General features: G+C 61.4%; 22 protein-coding genes. 13 read left to right on the top strand and 9 right to left on the bottom strand.

Features of this window, described 5'->3' with window-relative positions:
- Nucleotides 1-111: 111 nt before the first annotated feature.
- The 7 genes from K6T12_RS02605 (at nt 112) to K6T12_RS02575 (ending at nt 6,877) form a co-directional block, all read left to right on the top strand.
- A complete protein-coding gene (locus tag K6T12_RS02605; RefSeq protein WP_222219221.1) occupies nt 112-396 on the top strand; it encodes an ArsR/SmtB family transcription factor in 285 nt (94 codons plus the stop codon).
- A gap of 130 nt (nt 397-526) precedes the next feature.
- Nucleotides 527-847, top strand: coding sequence for a DUF3392 domain-containing protein (locus K6T12_RS02600; RefSeq protein ID WP_222219181.1), 321 nt, complete (start codon nt 527-529; stop codon nt 845-847).
- Nucleotides 848-929: 82 nt separating this feature from the next.
- Nucleotides 930-1,826, top strand: coding sequence for an EamA family transporter RarD (rarD, locus tag K6T12_RS02595; RefSeq protein ID WP_222219179.1), 897 nt, complete (start codon nt 930-932; stop codon nt 1,824-1,826).
- Between the two features lie 38 nt (nt 1,827-1,864).
- Entirely contained in the window at nt 1,865-2,911 is a 1,047-nt protein-coding gene (locus K6T12_RS02590) for a DUF2333 family protein (protein ID WP_222219177.1), read from the top strand.
- Nucleotides 2,912-3,158: 247 nt separating this feature from the next.
- A complete protein-coding gene (locus K6T12_RS02585) occupies nt 3,159-4,232 on the top strand; it encodes a GGDEF domain-containing protein (RefSeq protein ID WP_255611495.1) in 1,074 nt (357 codons plus the stop codon).
- 81 nt (nt 4,233-4,313) lie between these two features.
- Entirely contained in the window at nt 4,314-5,387 is a 1,074-nt protein-coding gene (locus tag K6T12_RS02580) for a serine hydrolase domain-containing protein (protein WP_222219175.1), read from the top strand.
- 275 nt (nt 5,388-5,662) lie between these two features.
- A complete protein-coding gene (locus K6T12_RS02575) occupies nt 5,663-6,877 on the top strand; it encodes a hypothetical protein (protein ID WP_222219173.1) in 1,215 nt (404 codons plus the stop codon).
- Nucleotides 6,878-7,055: 178 nt separating this feature from the next.
- Here K6T12_RS02575 and K6T12_RS02570 read toward each other — a convergent pair whose 3' ends face one another.
- From K6T12_RS02570 to cysD, 9 genes are all read right to left on the bottom strand, one after another.
- The gene (locus tag K6T12_RS02570) at nt 7,056-7,757 is read right to left on the bottom strand and encodes an electron transport complex subunit E (RefSeq protein ID WP_222219171.1); all 702 of its coding nucleotides are present in this window, start codon (nt 7,755-7,757) and stop codon (nt 7,056-7,058) included.
- Nucleotides 7,747-8,391 carry an electron transport complex subunit RsxG gene (gene rsxG / locus K6T12_RS02565; RefSeq protein ID WP_222219168.1) on the bottom strand — a complete coding sequence of 215 codons (645 nt, stop codon included), beginning with the start codon at nt 8,389-8,391 and terminating at the stop codon, nt 7,747-7,749. Before rsxG ends, K6T12_RS02570 begins: the two co-directional genes overlap by 11 nt.
- A 1-nt stretch (nt 8,392) precedes the next feature.
- Nucleotides 8,393-9,442 (bottom strand): electron transport complex subunit RsxD, encoded by a 1,050-nt coding sequence (gene rsxD, locus K6T12_RS02560; RefSeq protein WP_222219166.1) that lies wholly within the window; start codon nt 9,440-9,442, stop codon nt 8,393-8,395.
- 31 nt (nt 9,443-9,473) lie between these two features.
- On the bottom strand, nt 9,474-12,704 hold the full coding sequence (gene rsxC / locus K6T12_RS02555; RefSeq protein ID WP_222219164.1) for an electron transport complex subunit RsxC: 3,231 nt from the start codon (nt 12,702-12,704) through the stop codon (nt 9,474-9,476).
- On the bottom strand, nt 12,704-13,303 hold the full coding sequence (rsxB, locus tag K6T12_RS02550; protein WP_222219162.1) for an electron transport complex subunit RsxB: 600 nt from the start codon (nt 13,301-13,303) through the stop codon (nt 12,704-12,706). The genes rsxC and rsxB overlap by 1 nt, the downstream gene beginning before the upstream one ends.
- A 13-nt stretch (nt 13,304-13,316) precedes the next feature.
- Nucleotides 13,317-13,898, bottom strand: a complete 582-nt coding sequence (gene rsxA, locus K6T12_RS02545) for an electron transport complex subunit RsxA (RefSeq protein ID WP_222219160.1) — start codon at nt 13,896-13,898, stop codon at nt 13,317-13,319.
- Nucleotides 13,899-14,105: 207 nt separating this feature from the next.
- Complete coding sequence (gene cysN, locus K6T12_RS02540; RefSeq protein WP_222219158.1) at nt 14,106-15,824, bottom strand: sulfate adenylyltransferase subunit CysN; 1,719 nt, start codon at nt 15,822-15,824, stop codon at nt 14,106-14,108.
- A 37-nt stretch (nt 15,825-15,861) separates the two neighbouring features.
- The gene (locus K6T12_RS02535; protein WP_222219156.1) at nt 15,862-16,215 is read right to left on the bottom strand and encodes a four helix bundle protein; all 354 of its coding nucleotides are present in this window, start codon (nt 16,213-16,215) and stop codon (nt 15,862-15,864) included.
- Between the two features lie 85 nt (nt 16,216-16,300).
- Nucleotides 16,301-17,218 carry a sulfate adenylyltransferase subunit CysD gene (gene cysD / locus K6T12_RS02530; protein ID WP_222219154.1) on the bottom strand — a complete coding sequence of 306 codons (918 nt, stop codon included), beginning with the start codon at nt 17,216-17,218 and terminating at the stop codon, nt 16,301-16,303.
- 378 nt (nt 17,219-17,596) lie between these two features.
- Between cysD and K6T12_RS02525 the strand changes: the two genes are divergently transcribed.
- From K6T12_RS02525 to K6T12_RS02500, 6 genes are all read left to right on the top strand, one after another.
- Complete coding sequence (locus tag K6T12_RS02525) at nt 17,597-18,382, top strand: sulfite exporter TauE/SafE family protein (RefSeq protein ID WP_222219152.1); 786 nt, start codon at nt 17,597-17,599, stop codon at nt 18,380-18,382.
- Between the two features lie 124 nt (nt 18,383-18,506).
- Nucleotides 18,507-20,165 (top strand): nitrite/sulfite reductase, encoded by a 1,659-nt coding sequence (locus K6T12_RS02520; RefSeq protein ID WP_222219150.1) that lies wholly within the window; start codon nt 18,507-18,509, stop codon nt 20,163-20,165.
- Nucleotides 20,149-20,622: a DUF934 domain-containing protein gene (locus K6T12_RS02515; protein WP_222219148.1), complete on the top strand. Its 474-nt coding sequence runs from the start codon at nt 20,149-20,151 to the stop codon at nt 20,620-20,622. Before K6T12_RS02520 ends, K6T12_RS02515 begins: the two co-directional genes overlap by 17 nt.
- Before the next feature lie 77 nt (nt 20,623-20,699).
- On the top strand, nt 20,700-21,323 hold the full coding sequence (locus tag K6T12_RS02510) for a phosphoadenosine phosphosulfate reductase domain-containing protein (protein WP_222219146.1): 624 nt from the start codon (nt 20,700-20,702) through the stop codon (nt 21,321-21,323).
- A gap of 671 nt (nt 21,324-21,994) precedes the next feature.
- A complete protein-coding gene (gene cysG / locus K6T12_RS02505; protein WP_222219144.1) occupies nt 21,995-23,392 on the top strand; it encodes a siroheme synthase CysG in 1,398 nt (465 codons plus the stop codon).
- Nucleotides 23,393-23,531: 139 nt separating this feature from the next.
- A complete protein-coding gene (locus K6T12_RS02500) occupies nt 23,532-23,918 on the top strand; it encodes a DUF2750 domain-containing protein (RefSeq protein WP_222219142.1) in 387 nt (128 codons plus the stop codon).
- Nucleotides 23,919-24,135: the final 217 nt, after the last annotated feature.

Genomic DNA, 24,135 nt, shown 5'->3' with positions numbered 1-24,135 from the left:
CCAACCGCCGAGGGATAACACTTACAATAAGAACGACTATTCCGGAGTGACACTTTGAACACTGCACAGACAAGCACCCCACCAACACCCGATAGCGCGACCCTGGCGATGATGCGAGCAAACGCCAGCCGCGCCGCCCAGCTGATGAAGGCACTGGGCAATGAGAGCCGGTTGCTGATCCTCTGCCATCTCGATGGCAAGGAGCTGTCGGTCTCCGAGCTCAACCGCTGCCTGGACCTGAGCCAGTCGGCACTGTCCCAGCATCTGGCGGTATTGCGCAAGGACGGCCTGGTACAAACCCGCCGCGAGTCCCAGACGATCTACTACTCACTACACGGCGACACCGCCAAACGCATCATCGGCACCCTGCACGAGATGTTCTGCCCCGAGATGTAAGGCCCGGTCCGGCGCACGCCGCGCAATGTGGCGTGCAGCAACCGCAAAAAAACCAACTGACAGGACTGTCAGTCGGTTTCTTTCGCGCTACAATCGCCTCTTTACCGATCCGCAGGAAGCTCGAGCCATCATGGAGATTCTGATCTCTCTGTCTCACCAGGTACGCCCCTACCTGAACCAGTGCGCCATGGCGATGATTGCCACCGTGCTGGTGATCTACGGCAGCGACATCAACAACGCCATCAAGCGGCTGATCGCCCGCCACCATTTCCTGATCCGCACCCTGGTGTTCGTGCTGGTCTGCGCGTTCGGCTACGGACTGCTGACGGTCTGGCTGACGCCACTGCTGGCGGGACAGCTGGCACGGATCCCCGGTCTTTATCTGGCGCCGGCGATCGGGCTGATCTTTATCGCCCTGGGCATACTGGCGCAGCGCCAGCGCCAGATCTGATCCGGCCCGACTACCACCAACCCGAAAGATCAACGGACTGACACGGACAGCTCGAACGCTGACTCCGCAAACGGACGACCCAATGAACCACGGAATCCTGTCGGCGCTGGCCGCCTTCACCCTGTGGGGCTTCCTGCCCCTGTACTGGAAAGCGCTGGATGCAGTGCCGGCTGACCAGATCCTGACCCACCGGATGGTCTGGTCGATGCTGCTGCTCAGCCTGCTGTTACTCTGCCTGCGCCGCTGGCGCTGGCTCGGTACGGCACTGCGTTCACCCGGCACGCTGTTGAACAGCCTCGGCTGTGCGCTGCTGCTGGCGCTGAACTGGCTGACCTATATCTGGTCGGTCAACAACGGCTATATCGTCGAGGCCAGCCTCGGCTACTACATCAATCCGCTGGTCAGCGTGCTGCTAGGGGTGTTGTTCCTGCAGGAGCGGCTACGGCCGATCCAGTGGCTGTCGATCGCCCTGGCCAGCTGCGGCGTGCTCTACCTGACCCTCAGCTACGGCCAGCTGCCCTGGATCGCGCTGACGCTGGCCCTCACCTTCGGTTTCTACGGGCTGTTGCGCAAGAAAGCCTCACTGCCATCGCTGGAGGGCCAGGCGCTGGAAACCGCCATGCTGTTCCTGCCGGCACTGGGCTATATCCTCTGGCTCGGCAGCCGCGGCGACGGCAGCTTCGGCCAGTTCGAGCTGCAGCAGGATCTGCTGCTGATCGGTACCGGTGCCGCCACTGCGGTGCCGCTGATCCTGTTCGCCTACGGCGCCCAACGAATCTCGCTGGCCACCCTTGGCATACTGCAATACCTCGCCCCGAGCATTCAGCTATTGATCGGCATCTGGGTGTACGCTGAACCCTTTGAAGGCGAACGGGCGATGGCATTCATGATGATCTGGAGCGCGTTGGCGATCTATACCTGTGAAAGCCTGTACAGCCTGCGCCGACGCAAGCGGGTAAGCGAAGCGGAAATCGGCTAAGCTACGCGCTGCACCATCGACTGTACGGAAGGAGCCCCATGCGGACACAACTCGATCAGATGCTCGACACCACCCTGGACCTGTGGGACCGCCTGCCCGGCGGCAAGATCGCTCGCTGGCTGGCTGGCCTACTGCTGGCCTATCTGCTGCTGGCGCTGCCGGTCGGCCTGTACTGGAGCTTTACCCCGGCGGCCTTCGAGCCGGCCCGCGAGGCCAAGGCCGACGCTGAGGCCCGTGGCCTGCAGCCCACCACCGGCTACACCACGGTTTACAGCCTGCACCAGGTAATCGACACCCTGCTGCACAAGCCGGGCGGCTTTACCCATAACGACCGCTTGCCGCCGGGTGTCTGGCTGGACAACATCAGCAACTGGGAGTACGGCGCACTGATCCAGGCCCGCGACCTGAGCCGCGCGCTGCGCAAGGACTTCAGCCGCTCGCAGTCGCAATCGGTGGAGATCCCGGCGTTGACCGACGCCGAACCCAAGTTCAACTACGATGCCTCCAGCTGGCTGCTGCCCTCCTCCGAGTCCCAGTACAAGAAGGGACTTAAAGCACTGGATCAGTACTGGCAGGCACTGGGCGACAGCAGCGCCAAGCAGTCCCAGTTCTTCGCCCGCGCCGACAACCTGAACAACTGGCTCGGTGACGTGCAGACCCGGCTCGGCAGCCTGTCGCAGCGGCTCAGCGCCAGCGTCGGCCAGAAACGGCTGAACACCGACCTGGCCGGCGATCCGGCCGCCAGCCAGTCCACCGCTACCGGTGCCGAAACCGAAGTGAAGACCCCCTGGCTGGAGATCGACGACGTGTTCTACGAAGCACGCGGTTCCGCCTGGGCGATCCTGCACTTCTTGAAGGCGATCGAGACCGATTTCGGCCCGGTACTGGACAAGAAGAACGCCCGGGTCAGCCTGCGCCAGATCATCCGCGAACTGGAAGCGACCCAGGACACCGTCTGGAGCCCGGTAATCCTGAACGGCGGCGGCTTCGGCGTCTTCGCCAACCACTCGCTGGTGATGGCCAATTACATCTCCCGCGCCAACGCGGCCATCATCGACCTGCGCGAACTGCTCAACCGCGGCTAACCCCACGACCGGCCAACGCCGATGGGGCTCAGTCCCATCGGCCCCTCCTCCTCTCTTCCCGGTCAGCTCAACAGCGACAGGCTGAACTATATTGAACCTGGCGCTCATTGATTCAGCAGCATCTGATAAATATTGTTTTCATACGACTAAAAAAGCCTGCCCATACACTTTGTAAATAAATTTTTCAGAAAAACTGAATTAGTATCAGGAAGGCTTCATCGGCGTAGGTCCAGGAAGGAGACGCACATTGAGAAAGCGCACACAGCAAACGCTGCTCGAGCAGATGCGGATCAGCGATGTCGAGATCAACAACCGTATGGAGTTGCTTAATCTCGATAAGGCTTCGCTCAGCCAGCTGACCCGATACAAGCAGATCATCGAAGAAAATGTCGACGCCATCGTCGACGAGTTCTATTCCAAGCAGACCGAGATCGACGAGATCTCGCTGTTGATCGGCGATGCGGATACGCTCAGTCGATTGAGTACGGCACAACGGAGATACGTGATCGACCTGTTCGCCGGCCACTACGACAGCGAATACGTCAATAACCGCCTGCGTATCGGCATGGTCCATAAACGGATCGGTGTCGAACCCAAGCTTTACCTGTCCGCCGTCAGGAGCCTGGAGGAGATAATCGTCACCACCCTGAGGCGCGCCCTCGGCGATTCCGACCAGCTGTCCGAGACGCTCGTTATCCTGAACAAACTGATCTATTTCGATATTACGCTGGTGTTCGACACCTATATCGACAGCCTGGTGGGTGAGATCGAAACCGCCAAAAAGCGGACCGAACTATACGCCAAAAGCTTGGAGGAGAAGGTTGCCGAGCGCACCCGACAATTGGAGGAGCAGGCCAAGATGGACTCGCTCACCCACACCTATAACCAGCGCGCGATGAAAGAGCTGCTCAGGCGGGAACTCACCATGGCGAAAAGGCGCAAGACCAAGTTGTCACTGCTCTATTTCGATATCGATAACTTCAAGGAGATCAATGATACCTACGGCCATATCAAGGGAGACGAGGTCCTGAAAGCGATCGGCCAGATTCTAACCCACTGCCTGCGCGAAACCGATATCCCCTGCCGTTATGGCGGCGACGAATTCTGCGTGGTTTTGCCCGAATGCCAGATCGCCGACGCCAACGAGATTTGCGAGCGGTTGCTCGAAGCTTTCCATGCGAAATACCCGGACTTCCATCTGAGCATCGGTATGGTGGAGACCGGTCCCGATGAATATTTCGACGAGGAGCAGCTGATCAAAAAAGGCGATGAGAAGATGTACCTGGCGAAAAAGGAGAGTGGCTCCCAGGTGCGCTATTAATTCCCACCGATCCCGTTTACCAAAACCAGTGCCTGACCCTACAATGGCCGCCGCCATTTACCAGCGTTCAGGGATGATCCAATGCTCGCCAGCATACCATTGCCGTTTTTGACCATATGCGCACTGCTAACACTCTGCCTGGCCCCGCCGGGCCGAGCAGCCGATAAGCCGCTTGCCGAGAGGCTGGCCCAGGAACTCACCGCCCTACTGCAAAAGCAGCAACCACGCCCTTTCAACGGCGTGCTGCTGATCGCCCGCAACGATCAGCATATTTTTCAGTACCGCCAAGGCCTGGCCGACCGGCAACGCCAAATACCGGTCAGCGTCGAACAGCGCTTTGGCCTGGGCTCACTCAGCAAGCAGATCACTGCCGCGCTAACACTCAGGGCGGTCGAACAGGGGCTACTGGCGCTAGACGAGCCGATCCGCCACTACCTGCCGACACTGGACAAGAATGGGTCCGAACATATCACCGCCGGCCAGCTGTTGAACCATACCAGCGGCCTTAAGCGCCCCGGACAGCCGCCCGTATTCCAGCCAGGCAGCAACTTCGCCTACTCCAATTACGGTTACAACCTGCTCGGCCAGCTTCTGACCAAGGTTACCGGCCGAGAGTTTGCCGACCTGGCGGCGGAACTGTTCCAGCAGTGCGGAATGAGCAGTGCGACCGTCGGCTTCGACACAAGCCGCACCCCAGCCTTTATTCCGGCGGCAATCGGCTACCACGAATCCGCAGCGTATCAGCTGGCCCGCGCCGATTGGCAGCCACCTGCGGATGCCTACCCGTCCGGCGGGCTAAGCGGTACCGCCGGCGACCTGCATCGATGGAACCGCTGCCTGCATCAGGGGAAGCTATTATCTGACCGCAGCTATGCCCAGATGACCCAAGCCACAGCTAAGCGTCGGCACCGCTGGGGCGAGCTGGGCTACGGTTTCGCGTTGCAGATCGATCACCCCGCGGGCGTATTGGAATACAGCCACAGCGGCTATGTGCCGAGCTATATCGCCACGATGAGTTACTACCCGGAAAGTCAGACCAGCCTGATCCTGCTGGAGAATGTCTCCTGGGCACCGGACGATATGAGCCGGGTGTTTTTTCACCATGACCGGGTAAGGGACAAACTGGTGACGGAGCTGGCCGATCGCAGCCTATAGATGACTGCGGCCAGCAATCGCCTTGTAAGATGACGGGCGCCCAGGTAGACACCGAGCCGCATCGTCATTTGCACTCGGCTTCAATGCAGTGACCGTTTTTTGCCAGACTGGAATCACTCATATGCCAACCAAGGCGGACTTTATTATCCAGCCGCGCCGGTCAACATCAGTTCGCAGCCCTCGCTACCCGACAGGGTGGCGGAGGCTGCTAAAATTTTAGTGGCCCTGTTTCTCGCCCTCACCACCTCCTCTAGTCAGTCGCAGCAGGTGTCGGGATGCCGGATCGACCCAGTCGCTTACAGGCGATGCTTCAGCGCCCCCCTTACCGGATACCGGACGAGTTTTCGGTGGTGGCCAGCCATCAGTTGATCCCGCAATCGGTGCTGGATGAGGTGGACCGCTTCATCGAGACATTCGAACGAGTTACCACCCGCAAGGCCTGGATCGATACGGTGCTGCAACAGGCACCGGAGAGCGCCCGGCAACGGCGTGCCGAAGTCTGCTTTTTCAGTGCCTGGGACCTGCACCTGCCCGAAAACCAACCGGCGGACTGGAAGCTGATCGAATTCAACGACAATGGCTCGGGCTTCCTGTTCGCCGCACAGATAAACCGGCTGTACTTCGAGCAGTTTCTATCGGATACGCAACCCGCCGTCGCGGAGCCCCTCCGCTATCCGCAGTTTTATCAGCTGATCGGCGAGATGATCGCTCAGGAAGCCGCGCTGTTTTTCGGCAGCCGCCCCGACGGACTGTTGCTGATACTCGATGATCAGGAATCTCTGGAGCGCGGCAAGTTTCGTAGCGAACACCGGTTGTTGGCCGACATCGCCCAGGCTGACGGCTGGCAGAGCGCCATCGCATCGCCGGAAAGACTGGAGTGGGCAGGAGACCGGCTACGGGTAGAGGGGAGCCCGGTGGCCTTGGTGGTCAATCGTTCCACCGACTTTTTCTGGCAGGATGCGCGCTTCAGCGCCCTGCTGGAGGCCTATCGCAGTAGTCGCGTCTATGTGGCGCCGAACCCATTCAGCTACGCCACCCGCAGCGACAAGCAACTGTTGCAGTACCTGTCACGACCGGACTGGGACCTTGAGCTGGGTATCGAACCCGACGAGCGAACACTATTGAACCGCCACCTGCCTGCCAGCTACCGGCTCAGCCGGGACAATCTCGATCAGTTGGCGGCCACCAAGGAAGAGCTGGTATTCAAACCCTGCCATGGCCACGCCGGTCTGGGTGTACTGGACAGACAGCAGGTGGGCCGCCACCGGCTGCAGCGACTGCTGGCGAAAGGGCATTGTTATATGGCCCAGCAGATCGCGCCCAAGTCCCGACTGCTGTTGTCTCCGGAGCAGCCACTTTGGTGCGACCTGCGGGTCTGGGCCTACCGGGGCAGGCGCTACCAGATCTCCGGCCGCGCTTCACGCAACGAGCGGCGGCTCGATCTGCAGCCGCCCGGCGGCTGGCTACCGACGCTGGCGGCAACCGGATAGTAGAACCCGATTCATCCGGCCGCACCTAGGCTGGCACCATTTCACAGGGTATCTTGCCCCATTGCCGGCCAAGCCCCCGCACTCCCCAATAAAAAACCGGAGCCCCAGGCTCCGGTTTTTTATTGGCAGAACGTGACGGCGTACATCAGCCGCCTGTCACACCTCAGCCGGCCACACCTCAGCCGGTCACACGTACGCGCTTGCTGCCGGCTTCTGGCTTCGGCTGCTGGGCCTTGCGGCGCTCTTCCAGGCGGTCGTCGATGATGTTCTTCACCGCGATCAGCAGCCCCATGCCGACGAAAGCGCCCGGCGGCAGGATGGCAAACAGGAAGCCGGAATAGTCGCCGACCAGTACCAGCTTCCAGCTCTCCGCCGCCGGCCCGAACAGCAGCTGCATATCGGCGAACAGGGTGCCGGAGCCGAGCGCTTCACGCATCGCGCCCAGTATCACCAACACCGCGGTAAAGCCGGCCCCCATCATCAAGCCATCCAGCAGCGAAGCGCCGACCGGGTTCTTGCAGGCGAAGGCATCGGCCCGCCCCATGATCGCGCAGTTGGTGACGATCAGCGGGATAAAGATGCCGAGGATCAGGTAAAGGTCGTAGGTGAATGCCTGCATCAGCAGTTCGATGCAGGTTACGAAGGAGGCGATGATCATCACGAAGATCGGCAACCGTACCGAGCTGGGTACGAACTTGCGGAACGCCGACACCGTCAGGTTGGAACCGACCAGCACCAGGGTACTGGCGGCACCCAGGCCGATCGCGTTGACCACCGAGCCGGTCACCGCCAGCAGCGGACAGAGACCGAGCAGCTGTACCAGCGCCGGGTTGTTGTTCCACAGGCCGTCGAAGGTGATCTTGCGGTAATCAGTTGCCATGTTCAGCTACCTCTTCGCCCAGCCCCAGCAGGGCCGCACGGTTGCTACGGAAATAACGGATCGCCCGGCCCACGGCGTTGACCACCGCCCGCGGGGTAATGGTGGCACCGGTAAACTGGTCGAACTGGCCGCCATCCTTTTTCACTGCCCAACTGCTGTCGGTGTCGCCGTGCATCGTCTTGCCGTCGAAACCGAGCAGCCAGTCGGATTTTTTCAACTCCACCTTGTCGCCCAGCCCCGGCGTTTCCTTGTGGGCCAACACCCGCACGCCGGCCAGGGTACTGTCGGCGTTGATACCGACGATCAGCTGGATATTGCCGGAGTAGCCGTCCGGCGCCACCACCGGCAGGATCACCGCCGCCACCGTGCCATCGCGCAGGGCGCGGTAGGCCTTGGCCGGCCGTTCATGGCCCAGCAGCGTCGGCGCGACGAACTCGGTGGTATTCTCCAGCAGGTCGTTGTCGATGCTGTCCCGCGGCAGGATCTCGTACAGTGCCTTGGCCTCGGCCTCACGCACGTTGTGCTCAATCCGCTCACTGGTGGCCACCTGTGTCAGGGCGATCATGCCGGCGGTCACCACCGCAAAGATCGCCAGGCCGGTGGTACTGTTACGAATGGCGCTGAACATCTCCATCTCAGCTGTCCTCCTTCAGGCCGCGTTTGGCATGGGCATGGCCGTACGTACGCGGCTGGCTGTACAGATCGATAAAGGGCGCGGCCAGGTTCATCAGCAGCACAGCGAAGGCCACCGCATCCGGGTAGCTGCCCCAGCTGCGGATAATGAAAATCAGCAGGCCGATACCGGCGCCGTAGTACAGCTTGCCCCGGTTGCTGGTGGCCGCGGTGACCGGGTCGGTGGCGATGAAGAACGCCCCCAGCATGGTGCCGCCCACGGTCAGGTGGAAGAACGGATCGGCGTACTGGTCCGGGGCGAAGCCGAAGAACAGAGTGCTCAGTACCGCCAGGGTCGCCAGCATCGACACCGGGATATGCCAGGTGAACACCTTGCGGTACAGCAGGAATACACCGCCCATGAAGAAGCCGGCACTGACCGCATGCCAGGCACCGACACCGTTAGCCAGTACATCGATGCTGTGCCAGGCCTCCTCGGTGGTCAGCCCGCCGCGGTGTTTCAGTGCATCCAGCGGCGTGGCACCGGTAACGCTGTCGACCAGCGCAGGATCCAGTCCGGCGAAAATCAACGCCAGCGTGTCGCCCAGCCCCAGCGTACCGTTTTCCAGCAGCACCGTCGGTGCTGCCCAGCGGGTCATCTCCACCGGGAAGGAGACCAGCAGCAGTGCATAGGCCACCATCGCCGGATTGAACGGGTTCTGCCCCAGGCCGCCGTACAGGTGCTTGGCGATCACGATCGCCACGAACACCCCGACCAGGGTCAGCCACCAGGGAGCAAACGGTGGAATCGCCAGCGCCAGCAGCACCGCGGTAACCACCGCGCTGTAATCACGCAGGTAGAACAGCACCGGCCGGCGACGCAGCTTAATCAGCGCCGCTTCCATACCGACCGCCAGCAGCGAGGCCCACAGCAGCTGGACCAGAGTGCCCCAGCCGAAGAAGAAGCTCAGCGCGGCAATACCGGGCAGGGTCGCCAGCAATACCAGCCGCATCACATCTGCAGTGCGGTTGGCCTTGTGTACATGGGGTGAGGTTACTCGAATCAGCGCCATATCGGATTATTCACTTAAACTGTCGCACCGGTTACTCGAAACGGCTCAGGGTTGCGTTGAGCGCGTCCGCCTTCTGTTTCGCCTGTTGCAGCTCTTGCTGCAACTGCTCGTCGGCCGACTCGCCGTCGGCGGTCTGCAACGCCTTTTCCAGCGCCCGTTCGGCCTTGGTAACCGCCGCCCGGGCCATTGCCGCATCGATCTTGAGCTGCTTCAGGTCGACCCCCTGCGCGGCGGCAGCCTGAATCTGGCCGGCTTCGACCGCCTCGAACTGCTGCTTGGCTTCGTCGTGACGCTGCTGCAGCTGGTCGACCTCGGCCTGCAGAGCGGATAGATCGGTGCCCTGCGGCTCCGCTTCGTCTAGCGCTTTCTGGGCCTTGCCCAGTTTCGTACGCATGATCGACACCTGCTGTTTCAGCGCTTTCAGGTCCAGCTCCGGCGCTTGCGGCTGCTCTGGTTCCGACGGTTCCTCAAGTAAAGTACCGCCTGCCGCCTGGTAGGCCGCCCGCGCGTCAGCCAGTTTGGCCTGCAGCTTGTCGACGCCGGCTTTCATCTTGTCCGCCGCCGGGCTGCCGTTGGCAACCGCATCGTCCAATGCCTGCTGCGCCTTGGCGACTTTGCCCTGCATCGCCTCCATATCGGCCTTCAGCTCGTCGAGCTGGGCCTGGGAGACCGCCGGCTGTGCAACGGCCTGCGATACCTGTGCCTGGGCATCCTGGTAGGCTTTGCTGGCGTCAGCCAGCTTGGCCTGCAATTTGTCGACGCCGGCCTTCATCTTGTCCGCCGCCGGGCTGCCTTTGGCGAGCGCATCGTCCAGCGCCTGCTGCGCCTTGGCGACTTTGCCCTGCATCGCCTCCATATCGGCCTTCAGCTCGTCGAGCTGGGCCTGGGAGACCGCCGGCTGTGCAACGACCTGCGATGCCTGGGCCTGGGCATCCTGGTAGGCTTTGCTGGCGTCATCCAGCTTGGCCTGCAATTTGTCGACGCCGGCCTTCATCTTGTCCGCCGCCGGGCTGCCCTTGGCGAGCGCATCGTCCAATGCCTGCTGCGCCTTGGCGACTTTGCCCTGCATCGCCTCCATATCGGCCTTCAGCTCATCGAGCTGAGCCTGGGAGACCGCCGGCTGTGCTACCGCCTGACCCGCTTGACCAGCGCCCGACTCGGCCTGCTCGTAGGCCTGTTGGGCACTATCTGCCTTGGCCTGTAGCTCGGAGAGCTTGGCCTGCAAATCCTCGAGATCGCCCTCGCCGCTCTGCTGGGCCTTCGCCAGCGCTTTTTCAGCCTGCTTCAGCTTGGTGCGAGCCACCGCGGCGTTGGTCTTCAGCTGCTTGATATCGACCGGTGCCGCCGTCGGGGCCGGTGCCGCCTGGGCCTGGTCGTAGGCCTGTTGGGCGGCATCGGCCTTGGCCTGCAGCGCATTCACGGTCTCGCGCAACTTGTCGATACCGTCGAGTCCCTTGTCCTCGGCGTTCTTCAGCGCCTTCTCGGCCTGCTTCAGCTTGGTGCGGGCCACCGCAGCGTTGGTCTTCAGCTGTTTCAGGTCCGGCGCGGCAGCGCCCGAACCAGCTGACGCCGCTGTGCCCTGCTCGGCCTGTTCCAGCGCTTGCTGAGCTTCGTTGGCCTTCTGCTCGGCCGCTTTCAACGCCGCTTCCAGTTCGGCCAGGTTCTCTGCACCGCTCTCCTTGCCGGTCTCGTAGGCCTTCTGTGCCTTCTTAAGCTTGGTGCGGGCAACCGCCGCCGCGGTTTTCAATGCCTTGGTATCGGTCTCTGCCGGCGCGGCTGCGGTCGCAGCGGCCGACTTGTCCTTTCTGACCGCCTGGGCACGGGCCGCCTCTTCGGCACGCTGCTTGCGACGCGCCTCTTTCTCGGCTTTTTCAGCCTCCAGCCGCGCCTGACGGGCTTCGAAGCGCTGCTTGGCGTGCTCGGCCTTGCGCTGTTCGGCCTCTTCCTGGCGGATCTCCGACTTGGCGAAGCGGTAGTACTGCACCAACGGAATCTCCGACGGGCAGACATAGGAACAGGCACCACACTCGATGCAGTCGAACAGGTTGTGCTGGCGCGCCTTATCGAACTCGCGTCCCTTGGCGAACCAGTGCAGCTGTTGCGGCAGCAGTTCCGCCGGGCAGACCTGTTCGCACTGGCCACAGCGGATACAGGGCTGGGCCGGGTTGGCCGCCGGCATCTCATCACCGGTGGCGGCGATCAGGCAGTTGGTCGTTTTAGTGATCGGCAGTTCGTCGTCATCGACGGTAAAGCCCATCATCGGGCCGCCCACCACTAGCCGGCTGAGCAGGCCCTCTTTCAGGCTCGCCGCGTCGAGCAGGTCGGCAAAGGGGGTGCCGATCGCCACCTCCAGGTTCTGCGGCTGGGCCAATGCCTCGCCGGTCAGGGTGACGATACGGGAGATCAGCGGCTCGCCATGTCGCACCGCACGATGAATCGCCACCGTGGTGCCGACGTTCTGGCAGACGATACCCACATCGGCCGGGATATGACCGCTGGGCACCTCGACATCGGTCAACAGCTTTATCAGCTGCTTCTCGCCGCCGGACGGGTACTTGGTCGGCACCACCGCCACATCGATATTGAGCGGATTGCCGCGACGCGCCTGTTGCAACGCCCGGATCGCCTGCGGCTTGTTGTCCTCGACACCGATCAGGATATGGCTCGGCTTGAGCAGGTGGGCGATCACCTCGATGCCGCCGATCACCTCTTCGGCGCGCTCGCGCATCAGCATATCGTCGGCGGTGATATAGGGCTCGCACTCGGCGGCGTTGATGATCAGCGTGTTGACGATATGGTCTTCGCTGAGATGCAGCTTGACGTCGGTCGGGAAGCCGGCACCGCCCATGCCGGCGATGCCCATATTACGGATATAGTCGATCAGATCGACCCGCTTCAGACTGCGGTAATCCGTCAGCCCCTGCCGTTCGACCCACTGCTCGCGGCCGTCGCTTTCGATCTCGATACAGAGTGCATCCAGGCCTGAGCTGTGCGCGACCGGCATCGCTCCGATCGCGGTCACGGTGCCGGACACCGAGGCGTGCACCGCGGCACTGATCCGACCAACCGGGGCGGCGATCTGCTGCCCTTTCAGCACCCGGTCGCCGACCTGGACCATCGGCTCGGCCGGCGCACCTATATGCTGTTGCAGCGACAACCGTACCCGCTTCGGCTGCGGGCCCGGCTGGATCGGCAACACTGTCGACTGTTTTTTGTTTTCCGGCGGATGAATACCACCATGAAACGCAAACACCTTCCCCATCAGCTATCAGCTCCCTGAAACACCGGACCACGGCCACGGTCGGTGGCGATCAGCTGCACGCCGGGGGTGGGCATCTCCCACTTCCAGGACGTCAGGGTGGTTTCTATCGGCAACATATCTATACAGTCCACCGGGCAGGGTTCGACGCAGAGGTCGCAGCCGGTGCATTCGGAGGCGATCACGGTATGCATCTGCTTGGCGGCACCGAGGATCGCATCCACCGGGCAGGCCTGGATACACTTGGTGCAACCGATGCACTCATCCTCACGGATATAGGCGACCTTCTTGACGCTTTCTTCGCCATGCTCGGCATCCAGCGTCATCGGCTCGACGTCCAGCAGATCGGCCAGCGCGTCGATGGTGCTCTGACCGCCCGGCGGACACTTGTTGATCACATCGCCGTTGGCGATCGCCTCGGCGTAGGGACGGCAGCCCGGGTAGCCGCACTGACCACACTGGGTCTGCGGCAGCAGCGCGTCGATCTGGTCGACCAGCGGGTTGCCCTCTACCTTGAAACGGACCGAGGCGTAACCCAGCACCAGGCCGAACACGGCGCCCAGTACCAGCAATACGACAACGGCGAGGAGTACGGCACTCATAGGAACTCCCTGTTCAGAACTGCACCAGGCCGGTAAAGCCCATGAAAGCCAAAGACATCAGGCCGGCGGTGACCATGCCGATCGCCGAGCCACGGAATGGCTTCGGTACGTCGGCCACCGCGACCCGCTCGCGGATCGCCGAGAACAGCACCAGTGCCATCGAGAAGCCGACCGCGGCACCAAAGCCGTAGACGATCGACTCCATGAAGTTGTTCTGCTTGTTGATGTTCAGCAGCGCCACCCCCAGTACCGCGCAGTTGGTGGTGATCAGCGGCAGGAAGATACCCAGCACCTTGTAAAGCAGCGGGCTGGTCTTATGGACCACCATCTCGGTGAACTGCACCACCACCGCGATCACCAGGATGAACGAGATGGTGCGCAGGAAGGTCAGCTCCAGCGGCGCGAGAATATAGGTGTACACCAGGTAACTACACACCGATGACAGCGTCAGTACGAAGGTGGTGGCCAGCGACATCCCCATCGCCGACTCCAGCTTGTTGGACACCCCCATGAACGGGCAGAGGCCAAGAAACTGGACCAGTACGAAGTTGTTCACCAGTACGGTACTGATCAGGATGAGCAGAAATTCAGTCATAGGTTTGTCGCTATTCCGTGGAACACTTACCCTGCCGCAAAAACCGCCAGCCAGTAAATTAGAACACTCTAAAGTAAATAGATGGCTAAATTTTACCGGATTCAACACCGCCCGGTACAGCACCCTGACGGGTCCGGCTCAATAACAACCACCCCCTGCCGGGGCAAGGGGTGGTGTCGGGGCCAGTCAGCCGGCACCGGCGGCCGGCTAAACCAATCCGCGCGCCTGCAGCAGCTCGACCAACTGATCGATCTGCTGGCCCGGCGCAGCCTGCGGGTCGATACGACCCTCGCCGGCGCCACCATCCAGTGACAGCGTCAGTCGCGCCAACTCAGAAGAGGCTTCACTGTCGGTCAGCACCAGCAGCCCCTGGCTGTTCAGCAGTGCGGCAACCGCTGCCGCCTGGCTGGCCAGTTCACCCAACGATGCTTCGTTAAGCACCGCCACTGCGTTGCCGTTGTCCACCAGTCGGCGTTCAGCACCGTACAGCAGACCGGCGCGACGTTCGGCGTCGCCGCCCTGCAGCAGCACGGTGGCCGCCTGCTGGCCGAACAGCGCCGCTTTCTCGGCACTGGCCACCTGCGGCTCTGCAGTAAACAGGTCGTCATCGCGACGCTGCGACAGCTGGCCGTCGCAGATCATGCCCGCCGCCACCGTGGCGTTGGTCAGACGGTCGACGATGATGAACGAACCGGTGCCCGCGTGACGGCGATACGGGTCGGCCACCACCGGACGTTCGACGCTGATCTCGCAACGGGCGATGCTGTTCAGCTGCAGCGAATCGGCCGGCGACTGGGCCAGGGTGTTGACGTCGATCTGGTGGTGGATCGCGCTGACCTTGCCGGCCACGCCCTGAGTCGCCAACTTAACATCATAGGTCTTGCCCGGTACCAGCGGGGTTTCCGCCATCCATACCAGGGTGGCGTCGAAGCGGTCGGTCACCGGCGGCACCTTGTCGCTGTGCACCAGCAGGTCGCCACGGGAGATATCGATCTCGTCCTCCAGCGTCAGGGTCACCGACATCGGCGGAAACGCCTCGTCGATCTCACCTTCGAAAGTGACGATCGATTTCACCTTGCTGGATTTGCCGGACGGCAGCACGGTAACGGCATCACCCGGACGCACCACGCCGGAAGACAGCGTGCCGCAGTAACCGCGGAAATCCAGGTTCGGACGGTTGACGTACTGCACCGGGAAACGCAGCTCGTCGAAGTTCTTGTCGTTGGCGATCTCGACGTTTTCCAGGATGCTCATCAGCGGCTCGCCCTGGTACCAGGGGGACTGCTCGGAACGGTTGACCACGTTGTCGCCCTTCAGCGCCGACAGCGGCACGAACTTGATGTCCGGCAGGTTCAGCGACTCGGCAAACGCCAGGTAGTCGGCCTTGATCTCCTCGAAGCGCTGCTCGGAGAAGCCGACCAGGTCCATCTTGTTGACCGCCACGATGGTGTGCTTGATGCCCAGCAGCGAGACGATGAAGCTGTGCCGCTTGGTCTGGGTCTGCACGCCGTGGCGGGCGTCGATCAGGATGATCGCCAGGTCGCAGGTGGACGCGCCGGTGGCCATGTTGCGGGTGTACTGCTCATGTCCCGGGGTGTCGGCGATGATGAACTTGCGCTTGGCAGTGGAGAAGTAGCGGTAGGCCACGTCGATGGTGATGCCCTGCTCACGCTCCGCCTGCAGGCCGTCGACCAACAGTGCCAGGTCCAGCTCCTCGCCGGCATTGCCAACCCGCGAGCTGTCGCTCTGCAGCGCGGCCAGCTGATCCTCGTAGATCATCTTGGAGTCATGCAGCAGTCGGCCGATCAGGGTCGACTTACCGTCATCCACACTGCCACAGGTCAGAAAACGCAGCAGCTCCTTGTTCTCGTGCTGCTTCAGGTAGGCTTCGATATCGGTTGCGATCAGGTCGCTCTGGTGACTCATTGTGAAAGCTCTCTAGTTAACAGTCGCCAGTATCCAGTTAACAGGATTCCGCCGCTCTAATTCTATTTGTCAAACCGGCGATCATCGCCGCGATCTCGCGTCCCTCTCTCACCCAGCCCAGACCGGTACTCCGGTCCAATATCCCGGCCTCGATGCCGATGTAGCTCTGGGTAATGAATTCCGCCGCCGATCCCTTAGCAATATTGAGAAAGCGAACTTTCTCCTTTGCGCTGTCACGCTCGACTCCTTCTGCGATATTGCAAGGAATCGACAGCGCAGACCGGCAAATCTGGTCTTTAAAAACACGATGACCCTGATTTGAGAAAAATTTGTACACTTCAGCACACTGCCGCGCGCTACGTTTCCATACGTCCAGATTTTCAAATTGCATCCTTGCATCCTGTATCCAGTGAGGTTGACGGTGACTGGCAGCTTGGCCGCCCTGTCACTGTCAACTGTATGCTCATCACTGGAAACTAGAAATAACCTTCCATCTTCTTCTGCTCCATCGAGCCGGCGCTGTCGTGGTCGATGGCGCGGCCCTGGCGTTCGGAGGTGGTGGTCAGCAGCATCTCCTGGATGATCTCCGGCAGCGTGGCGGCCTCGGATTCCACCGCGCCGGTCAGCGGATAGCAGCCCAGGGTACGGAAGCGGACGCTCTTCATCTCCGGTACTTCACCCTCTTGCAGCGGCATCCGGTCGTCGTCGACCATGATCTGCATACCGTCGCGCTCGACCACCGGGCGCTTGGCGGAGAAGTACAGCGGTACGATCGGGATCGACTCCAGGTAGATGTACTGCCAGATATCCAGCTCGGTCCAGTTGGACAGCGGGAACACGCGGATACTCTCGCCCTTGTCGATCCGGGTGTTGAAGATGTTCCACAGTTCCGGGCGCTGGTTCTTCGGGTCCCAACGGTGGTTCTGGTCGCGGAACGAGAACACCCGTTCCTTGGCGCGGGACTTCTCTTCGTCACGGCGCGCACCACCGAAAGCGGCATCGAACTTGTACTTGTCCAGCGCCTGCTTCAGGCTCTGGGTCTTCATGATATCGGTGTGCTTCTTGGAACCATGGGTGAACGGGCTGATATCCATATCGACCCCTTCCTGGTTGATATGCACGATCAGGTCCATGCCCGCCTCTTCCGCCATGGTGTCGCGAAACTCGATCATCTCGCGGAACTTCCAGGTGGTGTCGACGTGCATCAGCGGGAACGGCGGCTTGCCCGGGTGAAAGGCCTTGCGCGCCAGATGCAGCATCACCGAAGAATCCTTACCGATGGAGTACAGCATCACCGGATTCTCGAAGGAGGCTGCAACCTCGCGAATGATATGGATACTCTCGGCTTCCAGCTGCCGCAGATGGGTCAGGCGATGTTCCGGCAACAAACTCATGTCAGACTCTTCTTTCCGCTGTGGTTAATCGGGTTCGCCGGGCAGCTGCGCGCGGAACGCAGATTCGGCGATGATGCGGCGCATTATGGCAGAGCGCCTTTAAAACCAAAAAGAATAAATAGAAATTTATCAATAACAAATAGTTGTATCAAACCTTCGCTCGGCACTTGACGCCCTGGCCGCAGCCACGCCGCTCAAGGCACCTCTATCTAAAAACACCCTCTTATTCCCAAACAAGATAACAAAATTTCAAATTATTATTTTAGGTTATATTAATCTCTCTCTATCATTGCGCCATCAATGATTGGCGAACCCTGCGTCCTGACCTTCGGCAAGACCGGCGCAAACGGCAGGGTAGCGCGCGCACAGGAACCCTTTATGGAAATTGCATACAGCTTCGCGGGATTGGTGGTGGGATTCATCGTCGGCCTGACCGGTATCGGTGGCGGCGCGCTGATGACCCCGATCCTGATCGTAGGCTTCGGTATCCCGCCGGTGATGGCGGTCAGCACCGACCTGCTGTATGCCTCGGTGACCAAATGTGGCGGCATGATCTCCTATGCCCGCAAGAAGATGGTGGAGTGGAAGATCGTGCTGCTGCTGCTGACCGGCAGCATCCCGGGCAGCCTGCTGACCCTGCACTACCTGAGAGGTCTGGGCGGCCTGGAGCAGATCGAGCACCTGATGAACCTGACCTTGGGCGTCTCACTGGTGCTGACGTCGGTCGCAGTGTTCTTCCGTAGCCAGATTCGCGAGCGGGCCATGGCCTGGCAGCACCATCCGCTGGCCAACCATGGCCGCCGCTGGCGCCCCTATATCACCATCGCCACCGGCATTCTGCTTGGTGGTCTGGTAACCCTGTCGTCGGTGGGTGCCGGCGCCCTGGGAACCGCACTGTTGATCGTGCTCTATCCGCGACTGACCATGCCCGCGATTGTCGGTACCGACCTGGTGCACGCAGTGGTACTGACCGGCATTGCCGGCACCGGCCACCTGCAGATGGGCAACGTCAACCTGGAGCTGTTGGCCTACCTGCTGGCCGGCTCGCTGCCGGGGGTATTTGTCGGCAGTCACCTGGGCACCCGGCTGTCGCCGCGGGTGATGCAACCGATCATGGGTTCTGTGCTGCTAGCGATCGGCCTGCGCTTCGTGCTGGCCGGTTAATACGGCCTTTGCCGGAGGACGCCTTGCTAAGGCTGAAACGGTAGACGCTGTAACTAAAACGAATTGAGGTGAAACCCGCCGCGGCCCTGTCGCGGCGGATTAAATAAGAAAGGTTGAGCTGACTATGTACCAGTACACCGAAGTGGACCAGAAACTGGTTGACGAGCGTGTCGCGCAATACCGCGACCAGACACGCCGCTTCCTGGCGGGTGAATTGCCGGATGAGGAGTTCCGCGCGCTGCGACTGATGAACGGCCTTTACATCCAGCGCCTGGCGCCGATGCTGCGCGTGGCGATCCCGTACGGCCTGATGTCGTCCCGTCAGCTGCGTAAGCTGGCCCATATCGCCCGCACCTATGACAAAGGCTACGGCCACTTCACGACCCGCACCAACATCCAGTACAACTGGCCGACGCTGGAATCGGTACCCGATATCCTGGCCGAACTGGCCGAAGTGCAGATGCACGCGATCCAGACCTCCGGCAACTGTATCCGTAACACCACCACCGATCCGTACGCCGGGGTCAACGCCAACGAGCTGGAAGATCCGCGCCCGTACTGCGAAATCATCCGCCAGTGGTCGACCCTGAACCCGGAGTTCGCCTACCTGCCGCGTAAATTCAAGATCGCGGTGACCGGCGGGCCGGACGACCGTGCCGCCTCCCAGGTACATGACATCGGCCTGCACCTGGTCAAGAACGACGCCGGAGAAATCGGCTTCGAAGTACTGGTCGGCGGCGGCCTGGGCCGTACCCCGGTGATCGGCAAGCAGATCAGTCCGTTCGTGGCCAAGCACGACCTGCTCACCTATCTGGAGGCGATCCTGCGGGTCTACAACCTGCACGGCCGGCGCGACAACAAGTACAAGGCGCGGATCAAGATCCTGGTCGGCGCCCTGGGCGTGGACAAGTTCCGCGAGATGGTCGAGCAGGAGTGGGCGCAGATCCGCGATTCCGAGCTGAAGCTGACCGACGCCGAGATCGAACGGATCAAGGGCCACTTCACGCCGTTCGACTACGATGCCGGCGCGGTCGACAACGACCTTGACGCCAAACTGGCGGCCGACGAAGATTTCCGCACCTGGTACGAGCGCAATACCGTGAACCACAAAGTGGCCGGTTATCGCATCGTGGTGGTGTCGCTGAAGCCGTACCTGAAACCGGCCGGCGACATCAGCGATGGCCAGATGGATCTGGTGGCCGACCTGGCCGACCGCTACAGCGGCGGCGAGATCCGTGCCACCCATGACCAGAACCTGGTGCTGGCGGACGTCAAGCAGGGCGACCTGTACGCCCTCTGGCAGGTGCTGGCGGACAACAACCTGGCGCGACCGAACATCGGTACCCTGACCGACATGATCGTCTGCCCGGGGTTCGACTACTGCTCGCTGGCCAACGCCCGCACGCTGAACATCGCCGACCAGATCAACGAGAAATTCGAACAGGTCGACTACCTGCACGATATCGGCAACATCCGGGTCAACATGTCCGGCTGCATCAACGCCTGCGGCCACCATCATGTCGGCCATATCGGTATCCTGGGGGTCGATAAGAAAGGTGAAGACTGGTACCAACTGACCCTGGGCGGCTCCTCCGAAGCCGACGCCTCGCTCGGCAAGGTACTGGGCAAGGCAGTCCCCGCCGACGAGGTGGCCAACACCCTGGAAAAACTGCTGCTGACCTATATCGAACTGCGCGACAGCGAACAGGAGAGCTTCCTGGAAACCGTACGCCGCGTCGGCCTGGATCCGTTTAAGGAGAGTGTCTATGCCCCTGCTCATTAATCGCCAACTGGTGGACCAGGACCCGTGGCTGCGGGTCGAAGACGAACAGGCCCTGCCGGCCGACGGCGCCCTGCTGCTGCCGCTGGCCCGCTACCTGGACCAGAAGGATCAGCTGGCCGGCCGCCAGCTGGGCGTGCTGATCAACGGTGATGACGACATCAACAGCGTCATCGCCGAGATCGACAAGCTGCAACTGGTGGCGATCGAGATCCCGGCCTTCACCGACGGCCGCGGCTTCAGCTTCGCCCGCCTGCTGCGCCGGGCCGGCTTCAACGGCCAGGTACGGGCGATCGGCGACGTCAGCCGCGACCGGCTGGAGTTCATGGAGCGCTGCGGCTTCGATGCCTACGATATCCCGGACGACCGCTTCAAGCCGGAGATTATCGAGGCGTTCGACGAGATCAGCGTCGATTACCAGGGCGCGGCGGACGATCCGCGTCCGCTGTTCCGCCGCTGATCAATCCGCCCCCGAACGCCCGACCAAGCTTAGCTGGCCGGGCGTTTTCACAGACTTTCAGGACAAAGGATAGCGTTATGAATATCGATCTGGCCGCCGCCAACGAACAGCTGAAAGACAAGACGCCGCAGGAGATCATCGCCTGGGCGATCGAGCAGTCCGATAACCCGCTGGTGACCACCAACTTCCGCCCGTACGAAGCGGTGATCCTGCATATGGCCACCCAGGTCAAGCCGGATATCAAGGTGCTCTGGGTCGACTCCGGCTACAACACCTCGGCCACCTACCGCTTCGCCGAGAAAGTGATCAACGACCTGAACCTGAATATCGAGACCTATATCCCGCAGATGACCAGCGCCCGCCGCAACGTGCTGATGAAAGGGATCCCGGAGATCGACGATCCGCTGCACGAGGAGTTCACCCGCCAGGTCAAGCTGGAGCCGTTCCAGCGCGCCCTGGCCGAGCTGAAACCGGACCTGTGGCTGAACGCGATCCGCAAGGACCAGACCGAGTTCCGCCAGTCGCTGGATATCGTTACCGCCAGCAAGGACGGGGTTATCAAGGTCGCACCGCTGTTCAACTGGACCGAAGAGCAGATGCAAGCCTACCTGGCCGAACACGACCTGCCGAACGAAGACAACTACTTCGATCCGACCAAGGCGGTCGAAACCCGCGAATGCGGCCTGCATACCCAGCTGTAAGGCTGGCGTATCAAGCAGATTGAAAAGGCTGGCATTTCGCCGAATGTCGATCAGTTAATCTCATTGAGTCTTTGATTGTACAAAAGAAAATCCGGAGTCCTTAGTCAGGATTCCGGATTTTTTGTTGTAGAAGATTGCAGGAAAAATAGTCGAACTTAGCTATAACGCCTGTATTTCGGCTTGTCATGTGGGCTAGTGGGAGGCGCGACCCGCGGCGATCCTCAAGCCATGTAGTCTGCATCCAAGTTGGGATCTTGCCTGCTGGCGCGTTAAGGACTCCGCCCTTAACAATCCCGCTTGCCTCCACTGAACGCCTGATCCTGCGCGCGGCCCGATCCATCGGCTGGCAAAAAGAACTCGCTCGTTCCTCGCTCAGACAGCTTTTTGCCTGATCGCCGCTGAATCAAGCCGTGCTCGGGGCGTTCAGAGTCGGCGTAGATAGAGGTGCCAGCTGCAAGCTATGACTAGCGTAGATGTTTCCCGAACAACCAAAATGACCAGTCAGTTGGCTTAACTGACTGGCATTAGGCATTTCGCCAGCCTTTTTTTGTGGCCGCATGCCCGGATTCATATCTTTCAGGCATAAAAATTGCTGCTACTATAGCGAAATAAATATGTATTCAGGCCGTTGCTCGCCGTAAGCGGGCCGGTCGGTGTTTGGAGAGCTTGCCGTGGATTACCTACCGCTTTTTTACAAGGTTCAGTCCCAGGACGTGCTGCTGGTCGGCGGCGGCCAGATCGCGCTACGCAAGGCGCGGCTGCTGGCCCGCGCCGGCGCGACCATCACCGTGGTCAGCCATCAGGTGTGCGACGAACTGCAGCTACTGCTGGACCAGCACCAGGGCATAGCGGTGATCGGCGAATATCATAGTGCCCTGCTCGACGGCAAAATGCTGGTGGTGGCGGCGACCAATGATGAGGCACTGAACGAACGGGTGCACTACGATGCAGCAGAACGCCAGGTGCCGATCAACGTGGTCGACAACCCACGCCTGTGCACCTTCGTGTTTCCGGCCATCGTCGACCGCTCACCGATCGTGATCGGCATCTCCTCCGGCGGCAAGGCACCGGTGTTGGCCCGCCTACTGCGGGCCAAATTGGAAACCCTGATCCCCAGCGGCTACAGCAAGCTCGGCGAGCTGGCCGGCAAGTTCCGCCAGCAGGTCAAAGAACGCTTCAGCACCATCAACCAGCGCCGCAAGTTCTGGGAGGATGTGTTGCAGGGCCAGGTGGCCGAGCAGGTGTTCGCCGGCCGACTGGAAGATGCCAATACGCTGATCGAGCAAAAACTGGAGCGGGCCGACCCGCACCACCAGCTCGGCGAGGTCTACCTGGTCGGCGCCGGCCCCGGCGACCCGGAACTGCTGACATTCAAAGCACTGCGGCTGATGCAGCAGGCCGATGTGGTGTTTTACGACCGGCTGGTATCACAGGAGATCCTGGAACTGTGCCGGCGCGATGCCGACCTGGTTTACGTCGGCAAGGCACGCGATAAACACAGCGTGCCGCAGCAGGGCATCAACCAGTTGCTGGTGGAACATGCCAAGCTGGGTAAACGGGTGGTCCGGCTGAAAGGGGGCGATCCGTTCATTTTCGGTCGCGGCGGCGAGGAGCTGGAGGAGCTCAAGCAGCACAATATCCCGTTCCAGGTGGTCCCCGGCATCACCGCCGCCAGCGCCTGCTCCACCTACGCAGGTATCCCGCTGACCCATCGCGGCTACGCCCAGTCGGTCAAGTTCATTACCGGCCAGCTGAAGAACCGTACCGCCGACCTGAACTTCGCCGAGCTGATACACCCCAACCAGACATTGGTGTTCTACATGGGGCTGCATACCCTGGACCATCTCAGTAAGCAGTTGATCGCCCACGGCAAACCGGCCACCACACCGGTGGCGATCGTATCGCGCGGCACCCGTGCCGACCAGCAGGTGCTGACCGGCAGCCTGGCCGATATCGCCGAGCGCCAGCAGCAGGCTCAGCTGCCGGCACCGGCGCTGATCATCGTCGGCGAAGTGGTCGAGCTGCAGCCGAAACTGACCTGGTTCGGCGATCTCCGGCCACTCGACTGACAACAGGGCTCCGCCAGCCTCCGGATGCTGTAGTTACTGGCGAATTCAGCCACGGAATGCTGACTATTTAACGCTGTCGTAGGCCGGGCTTTTCTTGTAGGCTCTGCGCTCCGAATTTGATCAACCAACAGGGTGCCCAATGGCCTACAAACTGACCGACGAACAACGTCAAAGCGTACTGAAGCAGGACGCCGAACAGCGCTACAACCACTTCCTCGACAAGATCACCAAGTGGGAAGAAGTTTGGAGCCTGCGCGACGACGAGGGGTTCGTGCTGGTCAACAGCGACGATGAAGCCTGCATCCCGGTCTGGCCGCACCCCGATTACGCCGCCGAGTGGGCATCAGACGAGTGGGCCGGCTGCGAGCCGTTCAGCATCAAACTGGATGTGTGGATGGAACGCTGGCTGCCGGGCCTGACGGGAGACGCGATCAATGTGGCGGTGTTCCCGAGCCTGGAAGAGGAAGGCGTGGTCGAGGGCCCGCACGAACTGGGCGAGGCAATCTTCGAACTGCTGGAGCAGTAAGGGGAAATAGCGGCAAGCGCTAAGCATCAAGCGGCAAGTAGCGCGCCGAACCGGCATAGTTCCGGTTGATTCGTAGCAGCCCGCTTGGGTACGGGCGACACCTGCGGACCGTGCCACTTCCGTCGCGGTCGGAGCCCGCTGCTACAGAGCCCCCGTAGCAGCCCGCTCCGAGGGCGACACCCGCAGTGCCGTGCCACTTCCGTCGCGGTCGGAGCCC

This window comes from Marinobacterium arenosum, from assembly GCF_019795155.1.
GTDB lineage: Bacteria > Pseudomonadota > Gammaproteobacteria > Pseudomonadales > Balneatricaceae > Marinobacterium_C > Marinobacterium_C arenosum.
This window is presented reverse-complemented; position numbering and strand designations above follow the sequence as displayed.

Excerpts from the sequence above, each read along its gene's own strand:
- K6T12_RS02605 (WP_222219221.1), top strand. The coding sequence starts at position 112 with ATGCGAGCAAACGCCAGCCGCGCCGCCCAGCTGATGAAGGCACTGGGC.
- K6T12_RS02600 (WP_222219181.1), top strand. The coding sequence starts at position 527 with ATGGAGATTCTGATCTCTCTGTCTCACCAGGTACGCCCCTACCTGAAC.
- rarD (WP_222219179.1), top strand. The coding sequence starts at position 930 with ATGAACCACGGAATCCTGTCGGCGCTGGCCGCCTTCACCCTGTGGGGC.
- K6T12_RS02590 (WP_222219177.1), top strand. The coding sequence starts at position 1,865 with ATGCGGACACAACTCGATCAGATGCTCGACACCACCCTGGACCTGTGG.
- K6T12_RS02580 (WP_222219175.1), top strand. The coding sequence starts at position 4,314 with ATGCTCGCCAGCATACCATTGCCGTTTTTGACCATATGCGCACTGCTA.
- K6T12_RS02575 (WP_222219173.1), top strand. The coding sequence starts at position 5,663 with ATGCCGGATCGACCCAGTCGCTTACAGGCGATGCTTCAGCGCCCCCCT.
- K6T12_RS02570 (WP_222219171.1), bottom strand. The coding sequence starts at position 7,757 with ATGGCAACTGATTACCGCAAGATCACCTTCGACGGCCTGTGGAACAAC.
- rsxG (WP_222219168.1), bottom strand. The coding sequence starts at position 8,391 with ATGGAGATGTTCAGCGCCATTCGTAACAGTACCACCGGCCTGGCGATC.
- rsxD (WP_222219166.1), bottom strand. The coding sequence starts at position 9,442 with ATGGCGCTGATTCGAGTAACCTCACCCCATGTACACAAGGCCAACCGC.
- rsxC (WP_222219164.1), bottom strand. The coding sequence starts at position 12,704 with ATGGGGAAGGTGTTTGCGTTTCATGGTGGTATTCATCCGCCGGAAAAC.
- rsxB (WP_222219162.1), bottom strand. The coding sequence starts at position 13,303 with ATGAGTGCCGTACTCCTCGCCGTTGTCGTATTGCTGGTACTGGGCGCC.
- rsxA (WP_222219160.1), bottom strand. The coding sequence starts at position 13,898 with ATGACTGAATTTCTGCTCATCCTGATCAGTACCGTACTGGTGAACAAC.
- cysN (WP_222219158.1), bottom strand. The coding sequence starts at position 15,824 with ATGAGTCACCAGAGCGACCTGATCGCAACCGATATCGAAGCCTACCTG.
- K6T12_RS02535 (WP_222219156.1), bottom strand. The coding sequence starts at position 16,215 with ATGCAATTTGAAAATCTGGACGTATGGAAACGTAGCGCGCGGCAGTGT.
- cysD (WP_222219154.1), bottom strand. The coding sequence starts at position 17,218 with ATGAGTTTGTTGCCGGAACATCGCCTGACCCATCTGCGGCAGCTGGAA.
- K6T12_RS02525 (WP_222219152.1), top strand. The coding sequence starts at position 17,597 with ATGGAAATTGCATACAGCTTCGCGGGATTGGTGGTGGGATTCATCGTC.
- K6T12_RS02520 (WP_222219150.1), top strand. The coding sequence starts at position 18,507 with ATGTACCAGTACACCGAAGTGGACCAGAAACTGGTTGACGAGCGTGTC.
- K6T12_RS02515 (WP_222219148.1), top strand. The coding sequence starts at position 20,149 with ATGCCCCTGCTCATTAATCGCCAACTGGTGGACCAGGACCCGTGGCTG.
- K6T12_RS02510 (WP_222219146.1), top strand. The coding sequence starts at position 20,700 with ATGAATATCGATCTGGCCGCCGCCAACGAACAGCTGAAAGACAAGACG.
- K6T12_RS02500 (WP_222219142.1), top strand. The coding sequence starts at position 23,532 with ATGGCCTACAAACTGACCGACGAACAACGTCAAAGCGTACTGAAGCAG.